Origin of the sequence: Kineococcus haloalkalitolerans (assembly GCF_050871905.1) — a bacterium.
Classification (GTDB): domain Bacteria; phylum Actinomycetota; class Actinomycetes; order Actinomycetales; family Kineococcaceae; genus Kineococcus.
Window position 1 is genome coordinate 1 of the sequence record NZ_JBJLSH010000060.1, and the last position, 19,377, is coordinate 19,377.

The following is a 19,377-nucleotide window of genomic DNA, read 5'->3' on the forward strand; positions in this document are numbered from 1 at the left end:
CTGCGGGCGCCGGCCCACCACCCCCCGCAACAACCCCCCCGCGGGGCGGCGCGGGGGGGCGCCCCCCCCCCCCCCCCCCCCCCCCCCGAACTGGTTGGCCGTGCGCAGGACGTCCCGCCCGCCGAAGCGGGCGGTGTCCACGGCGGCGGCCGTGCGCACGGTGAACGTGCGCGACTCCCCGGGCAGCAGGCTCACGAGCCCGTCGTCGACGACGGCGTCGGGCGCCAGCACGTCGGCGAGCAGGGTGACGTCGCGGGCGACGGCGTGCGCCCGCACCCGCACCGCGTACCCGCCGGGCACGGGCGTGACGCTCGCGGTGACGGGTTCGGGGTCCCACGCGGTGTCGCGGTCCTCGGCGAACGCGTGCAGGGTCCGCGACCCGCCGGCGTCCACGACGAGCACCTCGCGCGCCGGGTCGTCGGCGCCCGTCAGCGCCTCCGGCAGCGGCACCTCGGCCACCGAGCGCGCCGCGACGTCCACGGCGAGGACCTCCTCGTGGTGCACCCGCCCGTCCACGCCGGTGCGGCGGGCCAGCGCCCGCACCGGCCACGGCTGCCCGGTGTCGTTGACGACGGCCAGCACGAGGCCCTGCTCCCGCGGCTGCACGGTGACCACCCTCGGAGCGTAGGCGTGCCGCAGCGCGTGGAAGGCGGGCTTGCGCCGCCCGGCGCCGTCGACGACCGACCAGGAGGTGACGGGCCAGCAGTCGTTCAGCTGCCAGTAGACGCTGCCCGCGGTGCGCGGCCACCAGGAGCGGTGGTGCTCCACCGCCGCCGTCACCGCGCGCGCCTGGTTCAGCTGCGCGGCCCACACCCAGTCGTCGAAGTCCGCGGGAACACCGGTGTGCGGGGCCATGCCGCGCTCGAGCTTGCCGTTGCCGTCGACGGCCTTCTGGTGGGCCAGGAACACCGGGGAGGTGGTGGAGCGCTCGTCCGGGCCGAGCAGCTCGGCGAGGGTGGCCGCCGACGGCGGCGCCTGCCAGCCGAACTCGGAGCAGAAGCGCGGCACGCGGTCGCGGTAGCGGGTCCAGTCCAGCTCGTTCCACACGTCCCACACGTGGTGGGTGCCGTGGTCGGGGTCGTTGGGGTGCAGACCCGCGGGGCTCGCCGGGCTGGAGGGGCTGCCGGGGGAGTAGGGGCGGGTGCCGTCCAGCTCGGCCAGCACGCGCGGGAGGAGGTCCTCGTACCAGCCCAGCCCCCACGTGGAGCCGCCCAGCTCCTCCTTCCAGCCCCAGTCCTCGTGCCCCCACAGGTTCTCGTTGCCGCCGTTCCACACCGCCAGCGACGGGTGGGCGGCCAGGCGCACCGCGTTGTCGCGCAGCTCCGCCTCCAGCTCCGCGCCCAGCGGGTCCTCCTCGGCGTAGGCGGCGCAGGCCAGCAGGACGTCCTGCCACACCAGCAGGCCCAGCTCGTCGCACAGGGCGTAGAAGTCGTCGCTCTCGTAGATCCCGCCGCCCCACACGCGCACCAGGTTCACGTTCGCCTCGACGGCGTCGCCCAGCGCCCGCGCGTACCGGGCGCGGTCCAGGCGGGTCAGCAGGTGGTCCTCGGGGATCCAGTTCACCCCGCGCACGAACACCGGCAGCTCGTTGACGACGAGGACGCAGGAGGTGCCGTGCTCGTCGGGCGCGGTGTCCAGGCGCACCGAGCGGAAACCCGTGCGGTGCTCGGAGCGGTCCAGGAGGTCGCCGGCGCGGGTGCGCAGTTCGACCTCGACGCGCACCAGCGGCTGCTCGCCGTACCCGCGCGGCCACCACACCGGGGCCCGCTCGACGTCCACGGCCACCTCGGCGGCGCTGGCACCGGCGGCGACGGGCGCCGACGCGGTCAGCTCACCGCCGGGCAGGTCGCGCACGCGCACGTGCAGGGCCAGGTCGCCGGCCCCCTCCAGCCCGGAGCGCTCCACGTCCACGGCCACCCGCAGGCGGCCGGTGGAGCCGTCGAGGACCGCGAGGGGCCGCACGGCGGCCAGCCGCGCGGTCCGCCAGCGCTGCAGCGACACCGGCTTCCAGATCCCGGCGGTCTGCAGGTCCGGGCCCCAGTCCCAGCCGAAGCTGGCGGCCATCTTGCGCACGGCGTTGAACGGGTGGGCGTAGGCGCGGGGGCGGGCGCCGAGGTCCTTCTCCACGCCCTCGGCGTGCTCGAGGGCGGAGGTGAACCGCACCCGCAGCCGGTTCTCCCCGGCCGCCAGGGCGCCGGTGACGTCGAACCGGTACCGCCGGTGCATGTTCGCGGTGCGCCCGAGCGGGACGCCGTTCAGCTCCAGCGCGGCCACGGTGTCCAGGCCGTCGAACGCCAGGTCGGTGCGCTCGCCGGCGGCGGGGGCGCCGGCGGTGAACGTCAGCTCGTAGTCCCACGCGCTGCGGTGCAGCCACGCCTGGGCGGCCTCCTCCAGCCCGGCGTAGGGGTCCTCGACCAGACCGGCGTCCAGGAGGTCGGTGTGCACGGTGCCGGGCACGGTCGCCGGCAGGGGGCCGGCGGCGAAGCCGCGGCGCACCCGCTCGGGCAGGTCGCCCTCGAGCGGGCGCAGCGTCCAGCCGTCGTGCAGCTGCTGCACGTCCACGGGGGTGTCCTCTCCTCAGGTGGTGGCGCGCGAGCGGGCCGCGCCGTCGGTGGTGCGGTCGGTGCTCGTCCAGGCGCCGAGGTGGTGGTCGTAGCAGACGGTGCCGTCGATCGAGGCGCGGTCGACGACCTGCTCGCCGGCCACGACCTTGCCCACGCGCTCGGGGTCGGGCGCGGCCGCCGCCAGCAGCTTCGTGTAGTCGTGGTGGGGGTCGAGGATGACCGCGTCGGCCGGCCCGCGCTCCACGACCCGGCCCCGGTACAGCACCAGGACCTCGTCGGAGAAGTGCCGGGCCGTGGCCAGGTCGTGGGTGATGTAGAGGACGGCCAGGTCCTCCTCGCGCTGCAACCGGGCGAGCAGGTTCAGCACGCCCAGGCGGATCGACACGTCGAGCATCGAGACGGGTTCGTCGGCCACCAGGACCTTCGCGCCGGGGGCGAGCGCGCGGGCGATGGCGACGCGCTGGCGCTGCCCGCCGGACAGCTCGTGGGGGCGGCGGGCGGCGACGACGTCGGAGGGGGTCAGGTTCACCCGCTCCAGCAGCTCCAGCACCCGCTCGTGGGTCTCGCGGGCGCCGCGGGTGCGCTGGTGCAGCAGCAGCGGCCGGGCGATGTGGTGGGCCACGGAGTGGAAGGGGTTCAGGGAGGCGAACGGGTCCTGGAACACCATCTGCACCTGCCGCCGGTACAGCGAGCCCTGCACGGGCGTGCCGTCGTCCAGCCGCACGTCGACCGAGCCGGAGGTGGGGCGCTCCAGCCGGGTCAGCAGCTTGGCGATGGTGGACTTGCCCGACCCCGACTCCCCGACGAGGGCGACGGTGCGCCGCGGCAGCAGGTCGAAGCTGACCCGGTCCACGGCCCGCAGCGCGGTGCGGCGCACCCCCGCCCGCACGCGGTACTCCTTCGTCAGGTCCTTCACGGCGACGCTGGTCACGCGACCTCCTCCTGCACGCCGGTGCGGACGAACGCGCCGCGCTCGCCCGACAGGCTGGGGAACGAGCCGAGCAGCTGGCGGGTGTACGGGTGCGCCGCGTGCCGGTACAGCGTCTCGGCGGTGTCCAGCTCGACGATCCGGCCGTGGCGCATGACGGCGATCCGGTCGCTGATCTCCAGCAGCAGCGGCAGGTCGTGGGTGATGAAGACGACCGCGAACCCCAGCTCGTCGCGCAGCCGGACGATCTCGCGCAGGATGTCGCGCTGCACGACGACGTCCAGGGCCGTGGTGGGCTCGTCCATGACCATCACCTGCGGTTCCAGCAGCATCGCCATCGCGATCATCACGCGCTGGCGCATCCCGCCGGACAGCTCGTGCGGGTAGGAGCGCGAGCGGGCGGGGTCCACGCCGACGCGCTCGAGCACCTCCGCCGAACGGGCGCGCCGGCGCTGCCTCGACACGGAGCGGTCGTGCGCGCGCAGGGTGTCGTCGAGCTGCGCGCCGACCGTGCGCACGGGGTTGAGGGCGTTCATCGCCCCCTGGAACACCATCGACAGCTGCGCCCAGCGGAACGCGCGCAGCCGCTCGCCCTCCAGGGCCAGCACGTCGACGTCACCGCCGTCGCGGTCGTGGAGCACCACCGAACCGGAGGCGACGCGCGCCGGCGGCTGGTGCAGGCGGCTGACCGCGTACGCCAGCGTCGTCTTGCCGCAGCCGGACTCCCCGGCCAGGCCGAGGACCTCCCCGCGGTGCAGGACGAACGAGGCGGCGTCGACGGCCGTCACCGGCTGCTCGGTCTCGTAGACGACGCTGACGTCGCGGACGCTGAGCACGGGTTCGCGCGTGGCGGTCACCGCTGCTCCCTCCTCGCGGCCTTCGCGGCCTGGCGGGCCCGCCGCCGGTGCAGGCGGGCGTTCTTGAGCTTGGGGTTGACGATCTCGTCGATGGAGAAGTTGATGAGCGACAGGCCCGTGCCGAACAGGGCGATGAGCAGCCCGGGCGGGGCGAACCACCACCAGGCGCCCAGCGGCAGGGCGAAGCCGTTCTGGGCGTAGAAGAGCATCGTGCCCAGCGTCGAGGAGCCGGAGGCTCCCAGGCCGAGGAACGACAGGCCGGCCTCGCCGAGGACGGCCGCGATGACGGCGAAGACGAACTGCGACGCGAGCACGGGCAGCAGGTTCGGCAGGATCTCCACGACGATGACCCGCCAGGAGCGCTCCCCGGCCAGCCGCGAGGCCGCGACGTACTCGCGCTGGCGCACCGACAGCGTCTGCGCGCGCAGCACCCGCGCCGACGCCGCCCAGCTGGTCAGCGCCAGCACCACCGCGATGGTCCACAGGCCCCGGCTCTCGCGCGGCACGAACCCGGAGATGACGATGACCAGGGGCAGGCCGGGGATGACGAGGAAGACGTTGGTCAGCAGGGAGAACGCCTCGTCGGCCGCCCCGCCCAGGTAGGCGCCGTAGATGCCGAAGAACGCCGACAGGACGGTCGCGAGGACCCCGACGAGCAGGCCGATCTGCAGCGACCCGCGGGTGGCGTGGGCGAGCTGGGCGAAGACGTCCTGCCCGGTCTGGGTGGTGCCCAGCCACAGCTCGCCCGTGGGCCCCTGCAGGCCGACGTCGCGGATCGTGTCCGGGTCCCCGACCAGCAGCGGCCCGACCAGCCCGAACAGGACCGTCCCGCCGACCAGGGCCAGGCCCAGGGCCAGCCACGGCGTCATCGTGGGCAGCAGCAGGCGCCAGGCGGGGACGGGGCCGCGCCGGGCGGCCGGCTCCGCGGTCTCCCCGAGGTCGACGGGCGGCGCGGACTCGATGTTCGTCACGGGATCTCCTCCGTCACCGGGCGCGGGTGCGCGGGTCGATGAGGCCGTACAGCAGGTCGACCACGAGGTTGGCGCCGAGCACGGCGAGGGTGATGAACAGGAAGACGCCCTGCATGAGCGCGTAGTCGTTGTTCGTCACCGCCGACAGCAGCCGTGAGCCGATGCCGGGGTAGCTGAACACCTGCTCGGTGACCACCGACCCGGACACCACGAAGGCCAGCGAGATGGCGAACCCGGCCACCGACGGCAGCACGGCGTTGCGGGCGGCGTAGTCGCGCAGGACCCACCGGTTCGGCAGGCCCTTGGCGCGCGCGGTGAGGACGTAGTCCTCCGACAGCGTGGAGACCATCATGTTGCGCATCCCCAGCAGCCAGCCGCCCACGGACGCCAGCACGATGGTCAGCGCCGGCAGGAACCCGTAGTAGAGCGCCGAGCCGATGAACTCCGTGTTCCAGCCGGGGGTGAGGACGACGTCGTAGCCGCCCTGGGCGGGGAACAGGCCCATCACCCGGGACAGGACGTACACCAGCACCAGCGAGAGCCAGAAGTAGGGCACCGCCGCCAGCAGCGTCGTCGCGGGGACCATCGAGTCCAGCCACGTCCCCGGCCGCCACCCCACGAGCGCACCCAGGACGACGCCCAGCACGGAGGCGATGACGGTGGCGATCCCGATGAGGACCACCGTCCACGGCAGGGACGCGGCGATGACCTCGGTCACCGGGGCGGGGAAGTAGCTGACCGACGTCCCCAGGTCACCGCGGAACAGGTTGCCCAGGTAGGTGACGTACTGGGTGAGCAGGGGCTGGTCGGTGTCCCCGCCCAGCAGCGTCGCGTAGGCGGCCCGGGTCTCGGGGGTGACGGTCGCACCCCGCTGGCTGAGCTTGGCCAGCAGGATGTCGACCGGGTCCCCGGGCAGCATGCGCGGGATGAGGAAGTTCAGCGTCAGCGCGGCCCAGCAGGCGACGGCGTAGAAGCCGAGCTTGCGCAGCAGGTAGTCCACGTCGTCTCCTCGGCCGGTGACCCGCGGGTCAGTCCGCGCTGTTCGGGGTCAGCGTCTTGAAGATCTCGGCGGCGTCGAAGTCCGACCAGATCGCCGGGAAGGCGTACTGCTCGCCGTCGACGGGCCAGCCGGAGAACTTGGAGACGTTCCAGACGCTGATGTTGGAGCCGGTCATCAGCGGGACGTAGGGCATCTGCTCGGCGATGGTGGTCTGGATGACGTCGAACTGCGCCTGCCGGCCGGCGGTGTCCTCGGGGTTCAGGCGCGCCAGCTCGTCCAGGGCCGCGTCGACGGCCGGATCGGCGAAGCGCGACCAGTTGTTGCCGGGAGCCTGCTCACCGGCGGGGGCGGTCATCCGGCCGTCGTAGAAGTAGCTGTAGAGGTAGAACGGGTCGGGCGCCGGACCCTGCCACAGCGAGTCGATGGCCAGCTCGAAGTTCCCCTTCAGCCGCTTGTCGGTCCACTCGTTCCACGACGACTGGGCGGTCTGGACCTCGATGCCGGCGGCCTTGGCCTGCTCGGCGATGGTCTGCAGGGCCGTGATGTAGTCGGTCCAGCCGCTGACGACCTCGACGGTCAGCGACAGGCGCTCGCCGTCCTTGGCGTAGACGCCGTCGGCGCCCCTCGTCCACCCGGCGGCCTCCAGGATCGCCGCGGCCTCCTCGGGCTCGGCGCTCATCGGGGCGACCTTCGGCTCGACCTGCGCGGAGATCGTCGCCTCCTGCGTGCTGGTCAGCGCCATGGAGGGGGAGATCTCCTGCGCGGTGTCCTGGAAGGCCAGGCGGTTCGTCTGCTCGCGGTCGATGGCGTGGAAGAGGGCGCGGCGCACGGCCGGGTCGGTCTGCGGACCCTCGCAGCCGAGGTCGGCGTTCGAGCAGGCGCCCAGGACCATCTGCATCTGCGCGACGGTGCCCGTGTCGTAGTCCGGGAAGTTCTGGTGGGTGTTCTGGATGTCCGGGATGGGCCCGGTCTGCCAGTCGATGGTGCCGGCCGCGATGGCGTCCGCGCCGGCCTGGTTGTTGGCCAGCGTCACGAAGCGGACCGTCTTCACGGCCGGTTCGCCGCCCCAGTAGTCGGGGTTCGCCTCGGTCGTGTACGCCTGCGGCTTGTAGTCGGTGAGGACGTAGGCACCGGTCCCGACCGGGTCCTCCACCACGTCCGTCTCCGGGTCGACGTCGCGCCACAGGTGCTCGGGGACGATGGTGATCTGGCTCAGGACGTCGGGGCCGTTCGTGAACGCGGGCCGGTCCCAGGTGAAGGTCACGTGCGTGTCGTCGACCTTCGCGACGGACCCGTCGAAACCGGTGGCGTTGATGCCCGGGTGGTCCAGCAGCATCTGGAAGGTGAAGACGACGTCGTCGGCGGTGAAGGGCTCGCCGTCGCTCCAGGTGACGCCCTCGCGCAGGGTGACCGACAGCTCGGTGCCGTCCTCGTTCCAGGAGTACTCGGTCCCCAGGAGCGGCTTGGGGTCGGAGTCGGCGGTCTTGTTGATGAAGAACAGCGCCTCGTAGATGTTGCCGCGGCCGCCGATCTCCGAGGGGGAGAAGGGGTTGAAGTTCAGCTGGTAGTCGCCCTGGCCGCCGAGGGCGATCAGGGTGCCGTCCGAGCCGCCGCCGCCGGTGCCCTCCGCCCCGCCGGAGCAGCCCGCGGCCAGCAGGGCCGTGGCGGAGAGCCCCGCGGCGAGCAGGCGCAGGCGCCGGCGGCGGGTGCCGGGGGAGGTGGACGGGGCGGGGAGCGGGTGCGACGACGTCAGGCGCATGGCGGGGTCCTCGGTCTCCTGGCCGCAGCTCGCGGCGGTGCGAGTGCCGGACCGCTCCTCGTCCACCGCCATCGGTGCCGGGCCTTCCGCGATCCGTCACGAGCAACTTAATGAAGTTGACTAAGAACCGTCAAGACCTCCGGCGCGCTCCCGCTCCCCGGCTACAGTCGGGTCGGCCGGCCGGCCGCGCGCCGCCGCACCCGCCCCCCAGGAGCACTCATGACGTCGCTCGACGAGCACCCCGGCGTCCGCCGCCGCCCCGGTCGTCCCGGGGCGCGCGAGCGCCTCATGGACGCCCTGCGCGCCTCCGGCCCGGTCAGCCGCGTCGAGCTGGCCGCCCTCACCGGCCTCACCGAGGCGTCCGTGTCGACCACCGTGCGCCGCCTGCTGCAGGAGGGGCTGGTCGCCGAGGTGGGGCGCGCGCCCACGGCCGGCAAACCCCGCACGCTGCTGCAGCTGGACCCGGGCGGCCGCACCGCCGTCGGCATCGACCTGGCGACCACCACCGTCACCTACGTGCTCACCAGCCAGACCGGCGGCGTCCTGGCGCGCCTGACCCGCCGGATCGCTGCCCGCGCCACCGCCGACGACCTCGCGGCCCGCCTCGCGGCCGACGTCGACCGGCTCCTGGAGGGCTCCGGGCACCCGCGCGGGACCTGCCTGGGCATCGGGCTGGTCTGGGGCGGCGCCGGGGACGGCATGCTGCGCCGCGCCGCGCGCGGGCCCGGTCCCGACGAGGCCGGGCAGCAGCGCGGCGTCGACGGCGAGCGCCTGCGCTCGCGCCTGGCCGAGCTGACCGGGTGGCCCGTGCTCGTGGAGAACGACGCCACGGCCGCCGCGGTCGGGGAGTACTGGGTGGCCCGCCTGGACGCGGGGCGCTCCTTCGCCGCCCTCTACCTCGCCGACGGCATCGGCGCCGGCCTCGTCCTCGGCGGGGCCGCCCACCGCGGCGCGCACGGGCTGGCGGGGGAGTTCGGGCACGTGTGCGTCGACGTGGACGGCCCCGCGTGCGCGTGCGGCGCCCGCGGCTGCCTGGAAGCCGTGGCCGGCCCGGTGGCCGTCGTCGCCCGCGCCCTGGCCGACCCGGTGGCCCGCGCCGAGGCCGGGCTGGGGGCCACCTCGCGCCGGTCCGTGGTCACCGACTTCGCCGCCGTGGCGCGCGCCGCGCGCACCGGCGCCCCCGCGTGCCGGGCGCTGCTGGCCGACTCCGCCCGCTACGTGGCCGCCGCGGCCGAGACCCTCGTCAACCTCGTCGACGTCGACCTGCTCGTGCTCACCGGTCCGGGCTTCGCCGCCGCCTCGAGCATCTACGGGCCCGCCATCACCGAGCGCGTCGGCACCCCCGGCCGGCGGGTGTGGGGCCGGACGGTCGGCGTCACGGTCTCCACCGCCGCGGCGACCGCCCCCGCCGTCGGCGCCGCGGCCCTGCTCCTGCAGGAGCGCCTGGCCCGCTGAGACCCCTCGTGTCCGAGGTGCCCCCTAGCGTGCCGCCGTGGCCGCGCAGGAGCTCGCAGAACTCGTCGTCCCCGACGCCGCCGCGCTGCGCGCGTGGCTGGCCGAGCACCACGCCACCTCGCCGGGGGTGTGGCTGGCGCTGGGCCGCAAGGGCGGGACGGTGACCACGCTGACGTGGCAGCAGGCCGTCGACGAGGCGCTGTGCGTCGGGTGGATCGACGGGCAGGGCCGCAAGCGCGACGAGCAGACCTCGCTCGTGCGGTACACCCCGCGCGGGCCGCGCAGCGCGTGGTCGCAGCGCAACGTCGCCAACGTGGCGCGGCTGCAGGACGAGGGGCGGGTGCGGCCGGCGGGGCTCGCGGCTGTCGAGGCGGCGAAGGCCGACGGCCGGTGGGCCGCCGCGTACGCGCCGCCCTCGGAGGCCGTGGTGCCCGAGGACCTCGCGATGGCGGTCGCCACCGACCCCGCGGCGGCGGCCATGTTCGCGGTGCTCACGACGACGAACCGCTACGCGCTGATCCACCGCCTGGGCGCGGTGAAGCGGCCCGAGACCCGGCAGCGGAAGATCGCCGAGTTCGTCGCGATGCTCGCCCGCGGCGAGACGCCGTTCCCGCAACGGGCGCGCCCCGCGGACCCGCGCTGAGCGCGGGTCCCGTGCGCACCCGGCTCACCGGTCGTCGGCGGCGCGCGCGGGGGCGTAGCGCCCCCGCGCGTACGACAGGACGAAGGCGATCATGACGAGGCCGGCGAGCACCGCCACCGCGTCGGCGGCACGGGGGACGCCGAGCGCGCCCGCCGCCAGCCCGAGCGCGCCGAGGGCGGCGACGACCCCGCCGAGGTGCAGGAACATCCGCTCGCGGAACGCCCACGCGAACGGGACGAAGTGCAGTCCGACGGCCAGGGCGATCAGCGCGGGCCGCAGCTCGCCGCGCCCCGCCGCGTCCAGGGCCCGCGACCCGGCGGCGATGAGGACCAGCTCGCCCACGACGCAGCCGCCGTAGACCGCCAGGGCGAGCGGGCTCGGACGGGCCAGCGGGCCCAGCGGCACCGGCCGGACGTAGTGGGCGATCAGGGCCGCCACGACGCCGGCGACCGTCGCCGTCCCCGCGACCGCGGCCACCACCGGGCCCAGCGCGGCCGAGTAGCTGCCCACGAACACCGCGCCGCCGGCCAGGCCGATCAGGCTGCCCCAGCGCCGCGGGTCCACCAGCAGCGGCGGCTCGCCCGCGGCGCGGCCGTGGCGCCGGGCGGCTCCCGGTCCAGGGCCCTCCGCGGGGCTCAACGGTCACCTCGCGTCACCGGTGCGCTCACACGGCCATCCTGCCCCCACCGGCACCGGCGGGGTCCGTCCCGCGCCCGGCGGGCCCTAGGCTCGGCGCCCCGACGACGACCCCCGGAGCCCGCTGTGCCGAAGAAGAAGCCCGCCCGCCGCAGGGGCGGCGACCCGCGCCGCGCCCCCCGGCCCACCGGACCGCAGTCGCCGCTGAAGGTCGGCGGGAAGGCGCTCGGCGCGCTGCAGGTGCCGTTCCGCACCTGGCTGGAGGCCCAGGACGCCGACGAGACGTGGATGGACCCCGGCGACGTCGAGGCCCGGCTCATGGAGTCCCTGGGCTGGCTCGTCCTGGAGGGCCGCGACGAGGTCGTCGAGGGGTCGGGAAACCACGTCGCGGCCGGGGAGCTGACCGACCTGCTGTGGCGCACCGTGCCCGCCGTCGCCGAGGCCAACGACCTGGACGCCGGCGAGCTCGCCGAGGAGGTCGCCACCGCCTGGCGCCTGTACCTGACGTTCCTCGACGAGAGCGGCACCTGGCCCGGCACCGGCGACGACCTGGCCGACTGCCTGGACGCCGTCAGCGACACCCCCGTCGCCCCGCAGCCGAACGTCGTCCTCGCGCTGCTGGCGCAGCTGGCCGCCCGGCAGTCGCCCGAGGACGAGCGCGCGGGCCTGCTGGTGGTCCCGGCCGCCGCGCGGGCCGCCGCCGAGGCGGACGGCGCACCGGACGACGAGCTGCGCGCGGCCCGCACCGCCGTCGCCGAGCGGATCGCCGAGCGCCTGGACGTCCTCGACGGCCGGCCCGCCGTGCAGTCCGCCGTCCTGTCCGTCCTCGTCTCCGCCGCCACCGGGCAGCCGCAGGACGGCGACGGCCTGGCCGCCGCGCTCGCCGGCGGCGACGAGCCGGACGCCGCCGGCGACGCGCGGACCCTGCTCGAGCAGCTCGTCGCCGACGGCGTCCTCACCGGCTCCGACCCGTGGACCGGGTCGCCGGCGCTCGCCGCGCCGCTGCTGTCCGTCGTCGACGCGTTCGTCGAGGTGGGCGGCCGCTCCTGACGGGCGGCCCTCACACCGCCGGCAGGTCCCGGCGCCGGAACCCCGCGAACGCCAGCGCCCACAGCGCCGCCGCGACCGCCGCCGTCGCCAGCAGCGGCGCGGCGGTGACGTCCTCCAGCGGCACGCGCGGGGCGGCGTCGAACGGGTCGAGGGCGGCGACGGCGGCGGGGACGTCGAGCAGCGGCCCGAACACGCCGACGACGGCGGCGAAGGCGAGCAGCGCCCACGGGACGGCGGCCGCGGCGCGCGGCACCCACGCGTACAGGGCCGCGGTCAGGCCCAGGTGCACGGCCAGCGCCGGCACGTGCGCCAGGACCGCGACGAGGTAGGTGCCCGGCCCGGGGTCGGTGACGCCCACCAGGACCGCGCCCAGCCACAGGGTCAGGCCGGTGACCAGCACGAGGACGCCGGTGCCCAGCGCCGCGACGCCCACCTGCGCGGCCAGCCAGCGGGTGCGGGACACCGGCAGCGCGAGCACCGGTTCCAGGCGGCCGGACGACTCCTCCCCGCGCGCCCGCAGGACGGCGGCGATCCCGTACCCGGCGGCCAGCAGCACCCCGAACCGCACCATCACCGCGAGGAAACCCGCGACGAGCTCGTCGCGGCCGCCGAACAGCTCCAGGACCTGCGGGTTCGTGGCCGACAGCTCACGGACCATGTCCTCCACGCCCTCCAGGTAGGTGCCGGTCGCCAGCCACACCAGCCCCAGCCCGGCGCTCCACCACACCAGGGCCGTGCGCTGCTGGCGCCAGGCCAGCGCCGCGGGCGAGCGCAGCGACGGCACCGCGGCCGCCCGTCCCGGCCGCGGGGCCAGCAGGCCGGCGCCGACGTCGCGCCGCCCGGCCAGCCACGCCCCCAGCACGAGCAGCGCGACGGCCAGCGCGACGTGCAGCAGCAGCGGCCACCAGCGCAGGTCCACGAACGCGCGCGTCTGCTGCGCCCAGCCGATCGGGGACGTCCACGACAGCCACGAGCCGTGGGTGCGCTGCACGTCGCCGAACGCGCGGGCCAGGAAGGCGGCGGCCAGGACGGCCACCCCGAGGCCCACGGCGCCGCGCGCGTGCTGGGTGACCTGGGCGACGACGACGCCGACGGCGGCGAACACCGCTCCCAGCAGGACGGTGGCGACCCCCAGCGCGAGGGAGTCGGGAACGGCCAGGCCGCCCGCGACCATGACCAGGGCGCTGAGCAGGCCGATGGCGACGTCGGCGAGCAGGACCGCGCAGAACGCCGCCGCGGCCTGGGCGTGGCGGCCCACGACCCCGGCGCGCACGAGGTCGGCGCGGCCGGACTCCTCCTCGCCGCGGGTGCCGCGCACCACCTGGGTGACGTTGAGCAGGGCCAGGGCGATCGCCACCCAGCCGACGAGCTCGTTGGCGAGCATCGCCCCGACCGTGTAGTCCTCCAGCCCGTACCCGGGGCCGGCCATCATCGTGCTGACGGGCGACTCCATGAGCGCCGCGCGCGACTGCCGTTCCGCCGGTGTGGTGTAGAGCGCCGACAGGGCCGTGACGAAGTAGGCGTGCAGGGCCACGAGGGAACCCGTCCACACCGCCAGGCGCACCCGGTCGCGGCGCAGCGCGAACCGCAGCAGGTGCCCGGTGCCGGTCAGGTCCAGCGCCGGCGCGCGCGTGCCGGCGCGGCGCGGTGCCGGGCGGGCCGGCGCGAGCGCGCTCACCGCGCACCCGCCGCAGCGGCGGAACTCCCGCCGGAACTCCCGCTGGAACTCCCGCTCGGAGTTCCACCGGCGTCGCCGTAGTGGCGCAGGAACAGGTCCTCCAGCGACGGCGGTGTCGCCGTGAACCCGTGGACGCCCAGGGGCGCCAACGCGCCCAGCACCGCGCCCACCCGGTCGTCGTCCACGTCGAAGCGCACCCGCACCGACCGGCCGGCGGGTTCTGCCGAGAACCCGTGCACGCCGGGAAGCGCGGCCACCGCGCGCGGGTCGGCGTCGACGACCGCCCGCACGGTGGAGCGGGTCAGGTGCCGCAGCTGCTCCAGCGTCCCGTGCTCCACGGACCGGCCGGCGCGGATGATCGTCACGGTGTCGCAGACCTTCTCGACCTCGGGCAGGACGTGGCTGCTCAGCAGCACCGCGGTGCCGCGGGCGCGGGCCTCGCGCACGAGGTCGGTGAACACGGCCTCCATCAGCGGGTCCAGGCCCGACGTGGGTTCGTCCAGGACGAGGAGTTCCACGTCGGAGCAGAACGCGGCGACGAGGGCGACCTTCTGCCGGTTGCCCTTGGAGTAGGTGCGCGACTTCCGCGTGGGGTCCAGCTCGAAGCGCTCGAGCAGTTCCGCGCGGCGGGCGGGGTCGACGGGCCCGCGCAGTCGGGTCAGCAGGTCGACCGCCTCCCCGCCGGTGAGGTTCGGCCACAGGTCGACGTCGCCGGGCACGTACGCCAGGCGGCGGTGCAGGGCCACGGCATCGGCCCACGGGTCCCCGCCGAGCAGTTCCGCGCGGCCGGCGTCGGCGCGCAGGAGCCCGAGCAGGACGCGGATGGCGGTGGACTTGCCGGCCCCGTTGGGGCCGAGGAAGCCGGCGACCTCGCCGGCGCGGACGGTGAGGTCGAGGCCGTCCAGGGCCTGGACGCGGCCGAACGCCTTGCGCAGGCCGCGGACCTCGAGAGCGGTGGTCGTCGTGGACACGGGTTCTCCCCGGGGTGACGTGGTGTGGTGGTGCGGAGGTGGCCTCGCGGACCCGGGGGTCGCGGGCGGTGGCTCAGCGGGCGTCCTCGTCGGCGGCCGCGGGCGGGTCCGGCACGTAGGCCAGGTAGTCGTCGAGCATGCGCCGGGTGGTGAGCATCCCCTCGGTGTAGAGCTCGAGGGCGGGCAGGGCCACGGCGTCGAAGTGCCGGCGCATCAGGCCCGTCAGGTCGGCGGGGTCGGCCGGCGGGTCGAGCGTCACCGACAGCAGACCGGCGCCCAGGGTGCCCAGCACGAGGAACCGCGCCCGAGCCCGCTCGTCGCGGCTGGGCCGGATCGTGCCCGCGGCGACGCCGTCGGCCAGGTACTCGACCGCGTCGTCGACCATGTGCTCGACGAAGTCGCGGGCCAGCGGCCCGCCGTGCTGCAGCGAGCGCAGGACGTAGGCGAACACGGGCGCGAACCGCTCCGCGGTGGCCAGGGCCTGCAGGAAGCTCCCGCCGCCACCGGTGACGAGCTGCTCGTGCTTGGCGCGGCGCACCACCTCCAGCACGTGCGCGTCGCACGCGGCCCGCAGCCCCTCCTTGGTGCCGAAGTGGTGGATGACCAGCCCGGCGCTGACGCCCGCGTCGGCGGCGACGGCGCGCACCGGTGCGCCGAACCCCTCGCGCCCGAAGCGCAGCACCGCGGCGTCGCGGATGCGCGCGCGGGTCGTCAGGTCCTCCGCGGGGACGTCCGCGAGGACCCTCCCGGCCCGCTCGGCTGAACGCACGTACAGCAGGCTATACGTGCGTTCAGCGAGGTGTCGAGAGGTGCCCGCGACCCTGTGCGGCGCGAGCCGACCGCAGGACGGTCAGTGCACCGAGAAGTCGGTGTCCGCCAGCACGGGCGCGGAGGCGGCGCCGTGGCTGCGCAGGGACACCCGGTAGGTGTAGCGGCCCGCCGCGCGGGGCGCCTCGGTGGTGAGCCACCCCTCGTCGTCGGCGTGGGGCACGGGCGCCGGGCTCACCGGCCGCCACGCGCCGCCCACCTTGCGGACCTCCACCAGGAGCGACTCGCCCTCCGCGGGGTGGGGGTGCACCAGGAGGTCGACCGTCCCGGCGCGCGGGCTGCGGACCTTCACCCAGCCCGCCGACCGGGGAGCCACCACCACCGCGCCCGCGGTGGCCGCCGGCCTCTCCGAGCGCGCACCGGCCACGGCGACGCTCGCGCGGTACGTCCACGAGCCGGCCTCCCGCGGGCGGGGGAGGACGACGGAGCCGGCGCCCTCGGGCTGCACGCCCACGGCCGGCTGCCACGCCGCGCGGCCCCGGCGGGCCTCCACGAGCAGCGTCTCGGTGGAGGGGTCGACGTCCCGCGCGAGCTCCAGCCGCACCAGGTCGTCCCCGGGCAGGTCCTCGACCACCAGCGGGCCCAGCGGTGCCGGGGGCACCACGACGCGCCCGCGGCCGCGTCGGGCGGCCGAGACGGCGCCGCCGGCCGCCACCGCCGCCCGCACCGCGTACGCACCCGGCTCGGCGGGACGGGGGACCTCGACCGCACCCGGTGCGCCCGGGACCGGCAGGCAGGCGGTGGACCGCCACTCGCCGTCCCCGCGGCGGACCTCCACGACGGCGGACTCGCCGTCGGCGAGGGGACGCCCCAGGTCGACGACCAGGGCGCCGGCCTCCTCGGTCACCGCGCACGCCGCGGGCAGCTCCGGGGCGACGACCACGTCGCCGGCCGGGTCCTCGCACGACGCGGACAGCACGCCGGCGCGCGCGCAGGCCACCCGGTAGCGCCAGCGCCCGGGTGCGTCCGGCCGCGGCAGGGTCACGACGTCGGAGCGGTCGGGGGCGGGTTGCGGCGCGCCGGCGGGCCGCCACGGCCCCTCGCCGCGGCGCACCTCCACCACCAGCGTCACCGCCGGGTCGGGCTCGTGGCCCAGCTCCAGGCGCACGACCCCGTGCCGGGGCCGGTCGACGACCCGCAGGGAGCCCGGCGGGGCCGGCGCCGCGCGCCCGTCCCGGGCGGGGTCCACGACCACGCCCGTCACGACCCCGGTGTCGCCGGCGCGCCCCAGCGCCGGTGCCGCAGCGCGTCCCGGAAGGCGCCACCCGCCGGGCCGGTGCCCGCCGGCCCGCTGGGCCTGGCGGGCCACGGCGCCCGCCACCGCGGACGCCGTGCGCGCCGACGTCAGCGTCGACCCGCTGACCAGGCCCAGGGACACCAGCCGCAGCAGCCGGACGACTCCCCGGCCCGGTCCGCGGGTGATCGGGTGGCCGTGCTCGAACGCCACGGGGAACCTCCAGGGGGATCGGGGTGCCCCGGACGCGCGGGGCCGTGCCCCCTCCATCGACCCCGGTGCCCGTCACCTGAACGGGCCAACGGCGACGAGGTGCCCGCCGCCGCCCCGGCTGGCACGATCGCGGCACGACGGATCGACCGCACGCACGGCCAGGGGGCTCGCGATGGTGGACGAGGGCGACGAGGGCAGGGGCACCACGGAGGTGCTCTCCCGCGACGACTGCTTCCGGTTCCTGCAGTCCCACCAGGTGGGGCGGCTGGGGGTGGTCCTCAAGGGCTACCCGGTGATCGTCCCGGTGAACTACGCGCTGGACCGCGGTGTCGTCGTGGTGCGCACGCGCAGCGGCAGCACGCTGTCGGCGGCCGACCACGCCAACGTCTGCTTCGAGGTCGACCAGGTCGACCCCGCCCACCGCACCGGCTGGAGCGTCCTGGTGCGCGGGCTGGCCGAGGACGTCACCGACCTCGAGGGCGACGACGTGCTGCGCGCCAGCCGCGCCGCCGGCGCCGACCCGTGGGTGGGGGAGCGGGACCGCTGGCTGCGGGTCATCCCGCACGAGGTGACCGGCCGGCGCATCCGACCGCCGGAGCTGGCGGCCGTGGAGCTGGGCGGCTACCTGTGACGCGCCCGCGGGCGTGAGGGCACGCGCGGCGGCTGGCAGGCTGCTGCGCATGACGACACCGCAGCCGCCCGGCGACCCCGCGGACCGACCGGAGGGCGTCAGCCCCCGGCACGTCAGCCCCGAACCCCTCGACGGGGTCGTGGTGCCCGGGGACCTCGGTCCCGCGGACCGCGCGCTGCGCGACCTGCGCGCGCCCCTGGTCGCCTGGTTCGACGAGTGGACCGGCGACGACCCGGAGGTGGACGGCGAGGCCGTCGTCGAGGTCTTCGCCGGCACCCTGGACGACCTGCTGGAGCTGCGCGGCGGCGAGCCGACCGCGACGGCCTTCACGCCCGCGGACCTCGAGCTGCTGCTGGAGCGCGTCGTGCCCGCGCAGGTCGCCGCCAGCGGCACCGAGGACCCGCAGGGCGTCACCGACGACCTGCGCGCCGTCTGGTCGGCCTACCTGCTGTTCCTGGAGGAGACCGGCCGCTGGACCGGCACCCCCGAGGACCTGCCGGCCTGCCGCGAGGCGCTGCACCCCGCCGAGCCCGACGTCGCCGAGGTGCTCGCCGCGGCCGCCGCCGACGTGGACGCGCAGCAGGAGGACGCGGTCGTGCTCGCGTCCTTCCCGGTGCGCGCGGCGCGCGCCGTCCTGGAGCGCGTCGGTGACCGCCTCGCCGTGCCCGAGGACGAGGAGCTGGCGCTGCCCGACGTCGAGGCCCTGCTGGCCGCCCTCGACGTGCGCCCCGCCGAGGCGCCGGCGTCCCTGGAGGACGTGCCGTGGCTGCAGCAGGTCGTCGTCACGATGATCGACCTGGAGCTGCTCGACGGCGACGACGAGACCGAGCTGCGCCCGGGCCCGCAGGCGCCCACCTGGCTGGACCCCGACGAGGAGGCCCGCGCGGTGCGGCGGGCGCTGGTGGGTCGCTTCGTCGTCCACGACCCCGACGTCCTGGGCGGCGGGTTCAGCGTCGCGGAGGCCCTCGTGCCGACCGTCCTGGCCGCCGCCGCGGCCGGCACCCCGTTCAGCTCCCGCACGCTGGACCGCCTCGTCGACCAGGCCGGTCCGCTGGGCGCGGCGGCCGGCGCCGCCCTCGAGCAGCTGGTCGAGCGCCTCGGCGACCTGCGGGCGTTCGGGCTGGTCAGCGAGGAGCCGTGGACCGTCGAGCCCGGTCTGTGGCCGGCGCTGGCCGCCGCCACGGCCGAGGAGGACGAGGAGGCGCCCGGCGGCCCGCTGGGCGACCTGTTCGCCGGCCCCGACGTCGAGCAGCTCTTCGACGCCGTCGCCGGCAGCCTGGGCCTGAGCGAGGAGCAGAAGCGGCAGGTGCGCGGGGCCCTCGGCGGCTGACGGCCCGCCCGGGCGGCGCCACCGGCCGCGCCGCCCGGGCATGACGCGCGTCACACCCCGCCCGGGAAGGGGGGAGGGGGGTCGCCGGTTGTACCCGGTGGCGGTGCCCCGGACATGCCCCGGGCTCCAACCCTCGTCGCTGCGAGCGACCACCGTGCCGACAGGCGCTGGCGGGGCACCGCCACCCACTCCCACCCCGCGGCCGCGACGCCGCTCCCGCGGGGTCCCCTCGCTCCGGGCGAGCACCCCCCAGCGCACCCAGCACCACCCGTGCGCGTCCCAGCACCACCCGAGCCGCCAGGAGGCAGCCGTGAAGGGCGACCGCGTCGAAGTCGTCGTCGAGGCCGGCGACGACACCCGCACCTACGAGGTCCGGGCGACCCGCGCCGGCCGGCGCGTGGAGGTCACGCACGGCCGCGGCGTCGTGGAGGTCACCGAGGTGACCCGCGGCGGCACCGCCGTGCGCACGGCCCGCTTCATGGCCGCGCGCGTGGTCGCGCTCGTCGAGCACCCCGCCCCGCGCGCGGTGCCGCTGGACGACGACGAGCCGGTCACCCCGCTGGTCCGCTCCGCCTGAGCGGACCGGCACCGGGAGCGCCGACGGCCCCGCGAGCACGTGCACGCGGGGC

The 19,377-nt window shown here is 76.3% G+C and carries 17 protein-coding genes; 6 read left to right on the forward strand and 11 right to left on the reverse strand.

The window, feature by feature from the left end:
- From ACRYMY_RS17775 to ACRYMY_RS17800, 6 genes are all read right to left on the reverse strand, one after another.
- On the reverse strand, positions 1–2,562 hold a 2,562-nt coding region (locus tag ACRYMY_RS17775; protein ID WP_432548551.1), incomplete at its 3' end, for a glycoside hydrolase family 2 protein.
- 15 nt (positions 2,563–2,577) lie between these two features.
- The gene (locus ACRYMY_RS17780; RefSeq protein WP_432548552.1) at positions 2,578–3,495 is read right to left on the reverse strand and encodes an ABC transporter ATP-binding protein; all 918 of its coding nucleotides are present in this window, start codon (positions 3,493–3,495) and stop codon (positions 2,578–2,580) included.
- Positions 3,492–4,349, reverse strand: a complete 858-nt coding sequence (locus tag ACRYMY_RS17785) for an ABC transporter ATP-binding protein (protein ID WP_432548553.1) — start codon at positions 4,347–4,349, stop codon at positions 3,492–3,494. Before ACRYMY_RS17785 ends, ACRYMY_RS17780 begins: the two co-directional genes overlap by 4 nt.
- Entirely contained in the window at positions 4,346–5,218 is an 873-nt protein-coding gene (locus tag ACRYMY_RS17790; RefSeq protein ID WP_432548567.1) for an ABC transporter permease, read from the reverse strand. The genes ACRYMY_RS17785 and ACRYMY_RS17790 overlap by 4 nt, the downstream gene beginning before the upstream one ends.
- A 115-nt stretch (positions 5,219–5,333) precedes the next feature.
- On the reverse strand, positions 5,334–6,320 hold the full coding sequence (locus ACRYMY_RS17795) for an ABC transporter permease (protein ID WP_432548554.1): 987 nt from the start codon (positions 6,318–6,320) through the stop codon (positions 5,334–5,336).
- Between the two features lie 28 nt (positions 6,321–6,348).
- Complete coding sequence (locus tag ACRYMY_RS17800; protein ID WP_432548555.1) at positions 6,349–8,079, reverse strand: ABC transporter substrate-binding protein; 1,731 nt, start codon at positions 8,077–8,079, stop codon at positions 6,349–6,351.
- Positions 8,080–8,298: 219 nt separating this feature from the next.
- On the opposite strand from ACRYMY_RS17800, the gene ACRYMY_RS17805 reads away from it, so the two are divergent.
- Positions 8,299–9,534 (forward strand): ROK family transcriptional regulator, encoded by a 1,236-nt coding sequence (locus tag ACRYMY_RS17805; protein ID WP_432548556.1) that lies wholly within the window; start codon positions 8,299–8,301, stop codon positions 9,532–9,534.
- Between the two features lie 37 nt (positions 9,535–9,571).
- Positions 9,572–10,177, forward strand: a complete 606-nt coding sequence (locus ACRYMY_RS17810; RefSeq protein ID WP_432548557.1) for a YdeI/OmpD-associated family protein — start codon at positions 9,572–9,574, stop codon at positions 10,175–10,177.
- Between the two features lie 24 nt (positions 10,178–10,201).
- Here the strand turns inward: ACRYMY_RS17810 and ACRYMY_RS17815 are convergent, their stop codons facing one another.
- On the reverse strand, positions 10,202–10,816 hold the full coding sequence (locus ACRYMY_RS17815) for a hypothetical protein (RefSeq protein ID WP_432548558.1): 615 nt from the start codon (positions 10,814–10,816) through the stop codon (positions 10,202–10,204).
- Between the two features lie 123 nt (positions 10,817–10,939).
- Between ACRYMY_RS17815 and ACRYMY_RS17820 the strand changes: the two genes are divergently transcribed.
- Positions 10,940–11,863, forward strand: a complete 924-nt coding sequence (locus ACRYMY_RS17820) for a hypothetical protein (protein ID WP_432548559.1) — start codon at positions 10,940–10,942, stop codon at positions 11,861–11,863.
- Positions 11,864–11,873: 10 nt separating this feature from the next.
- Here ACRYMY_RS17820 and ACRYMY_RS17825 read toward each other — a convergent pair whose 3' ends face one another.
- The 4 genes from ACRYMY_RS17825 to ACRYMY_RS17840 all read right to left on the reverse strand — a co-directional run bounded on the left by ACRYMY_RS17825 (position 11,874) and on the right by ACRYMY_RS17840 (position 16,787).
- Positions 11,874–13,541 (reverse strand): ABC transporter permease, encoded by a 1,668-nt coding sequence (locus tag ACRYMY_RS17825; protein ID WP_432548560.1) that lies wholly within the window; start codon positions 13,539–13,541, stop codon positions 11,874–11,876.
- Positions 13,538–14,512, reverse strand: a complete 975-nt coding sequence (locus tag ACRYMY_RS17830) for an ABC transporter ATP-binding protein (protein ID WP_432548561.1) — start codon at positions 14,510–14,512, stop codon at positions 13,538–13,540. The genes ACRYMY_RS17825 and ACRYMY_RS17830 overlap by 4 nt, the downstream gene beginning before the upstream one ends.
- A gap of 73 nt (positions 14,513–14,585) precedes the next feature.
- A complete protein-coding gene (locus ACRYMY_RS17835) occupies positions 14,586–15,281 on the reverse strand; it encodes a TetR/AcrR family transcriptional regulator (RefSeq protein WP_432548562.1) in 696 nt (231 codons plus the stop codon).
- An 81-nt stretch (positions 15,282–15,362) separates the two neighbouring features.
- Positions 15,363–16,787, reverse strand: a complete 1,425-nt coding sequence (locus tag ACRYMY_RS17840) for a hypothetical protein (protein WP_432548563.1) — start codon at positions 16,785–16,787, stop codon at positions 15,363–15,365.
- Positions 16,788–16,959: 172 nt separating this feature from the next.
- Between ACRYMY_RS17840 and ACRYMY_RS17845 the strand changes: the two genes are divergently transcribed.
- The 3 genes from ACRYMY_RS17845 to ACRYMY_RS17855 all read left to right on the forward strand — a co-directional run bounded on the left by ACRYMY_RS17845 (position 16,960) and on the right by ACRYMY_RS17855 (position 19,325).
- On the forward strand, positions 16,960–17,418 hold the full coding sequence (locus tag ACRYMY_RS17845) for a pyridoxamine 5'-phosphate oxidase family protein (protein ID WP_432548564.1): 459 nt from the start codon (positions 16,960–16,962) through the stop codon (positions 17,416–17,418).
- Between the two features lie 49 nt (positions 17,419–17,467).
- Positions 17,468–18,748 carry a hypothetical protein gene (locus ACRYMY_RS17850; protein ID WP_432548565.1) on the forward strand — a complete coding sequence of 427 codons (1,281 nt, stop codon included), beginning with the start codon at positions 17,468–17,470 and terminating at the stop codon, positions 18,746–18,748.
- Positions 18,749–19,058: 310 nt separating this feature from the next.
- Positions 19,059–19,325, forward strand: a complete 267-nt coding sequence (locus tag ACRYMY_RS17855; protein WP_432548566.1) for a hypothetical protein — start codon at positions 19,059–19,061, stop codon at positions 19,323–19,325.
- Positions 19,326–19,377 lie beyond the last annotated feature (52 nt).

Bases quoted from the DNA above. Each gene is read 5' to 3' on its own strand.
- ACRYMY_RS17790 (WP_432548567.1), bottom strand. From the start codon at position 5,218: ATGACGCCGTGGCTGGCCCTGGGCCTGGCCCTGGTCGGCGGGACGGTC.
- ACRYMY_RS17800 (WP_432548555.1), bottom strand. From the start codon at position 8,079: ATGCGCCTGACGTCGTCGCACCCGCTCCCCGCCCCGTCCACCTCCCCC.
- ACRYMY_RS17805 (WP_432548556.1), top strand. From the start codon at position 8,299: ATGACGTCGCTCGACGAGCACCCCGGCGTCCGCCGCCGCCCCGGTCGT.
- ACRYMY_RS17845 (WP_432548564.1), top strand. From the start codon at position 16,960: ATGGTGGACGAGGGCGACGAGGGCAGGGGCACCACGGAGGTGCTCTCC.
- ACRYMY_RS17850 (WP_432548565.1), top strand. From the start codon at position 17,468: ATGACGACACCGCAGCCGCCCGGCGACCCCGCGGACCGACCGGAGGGC.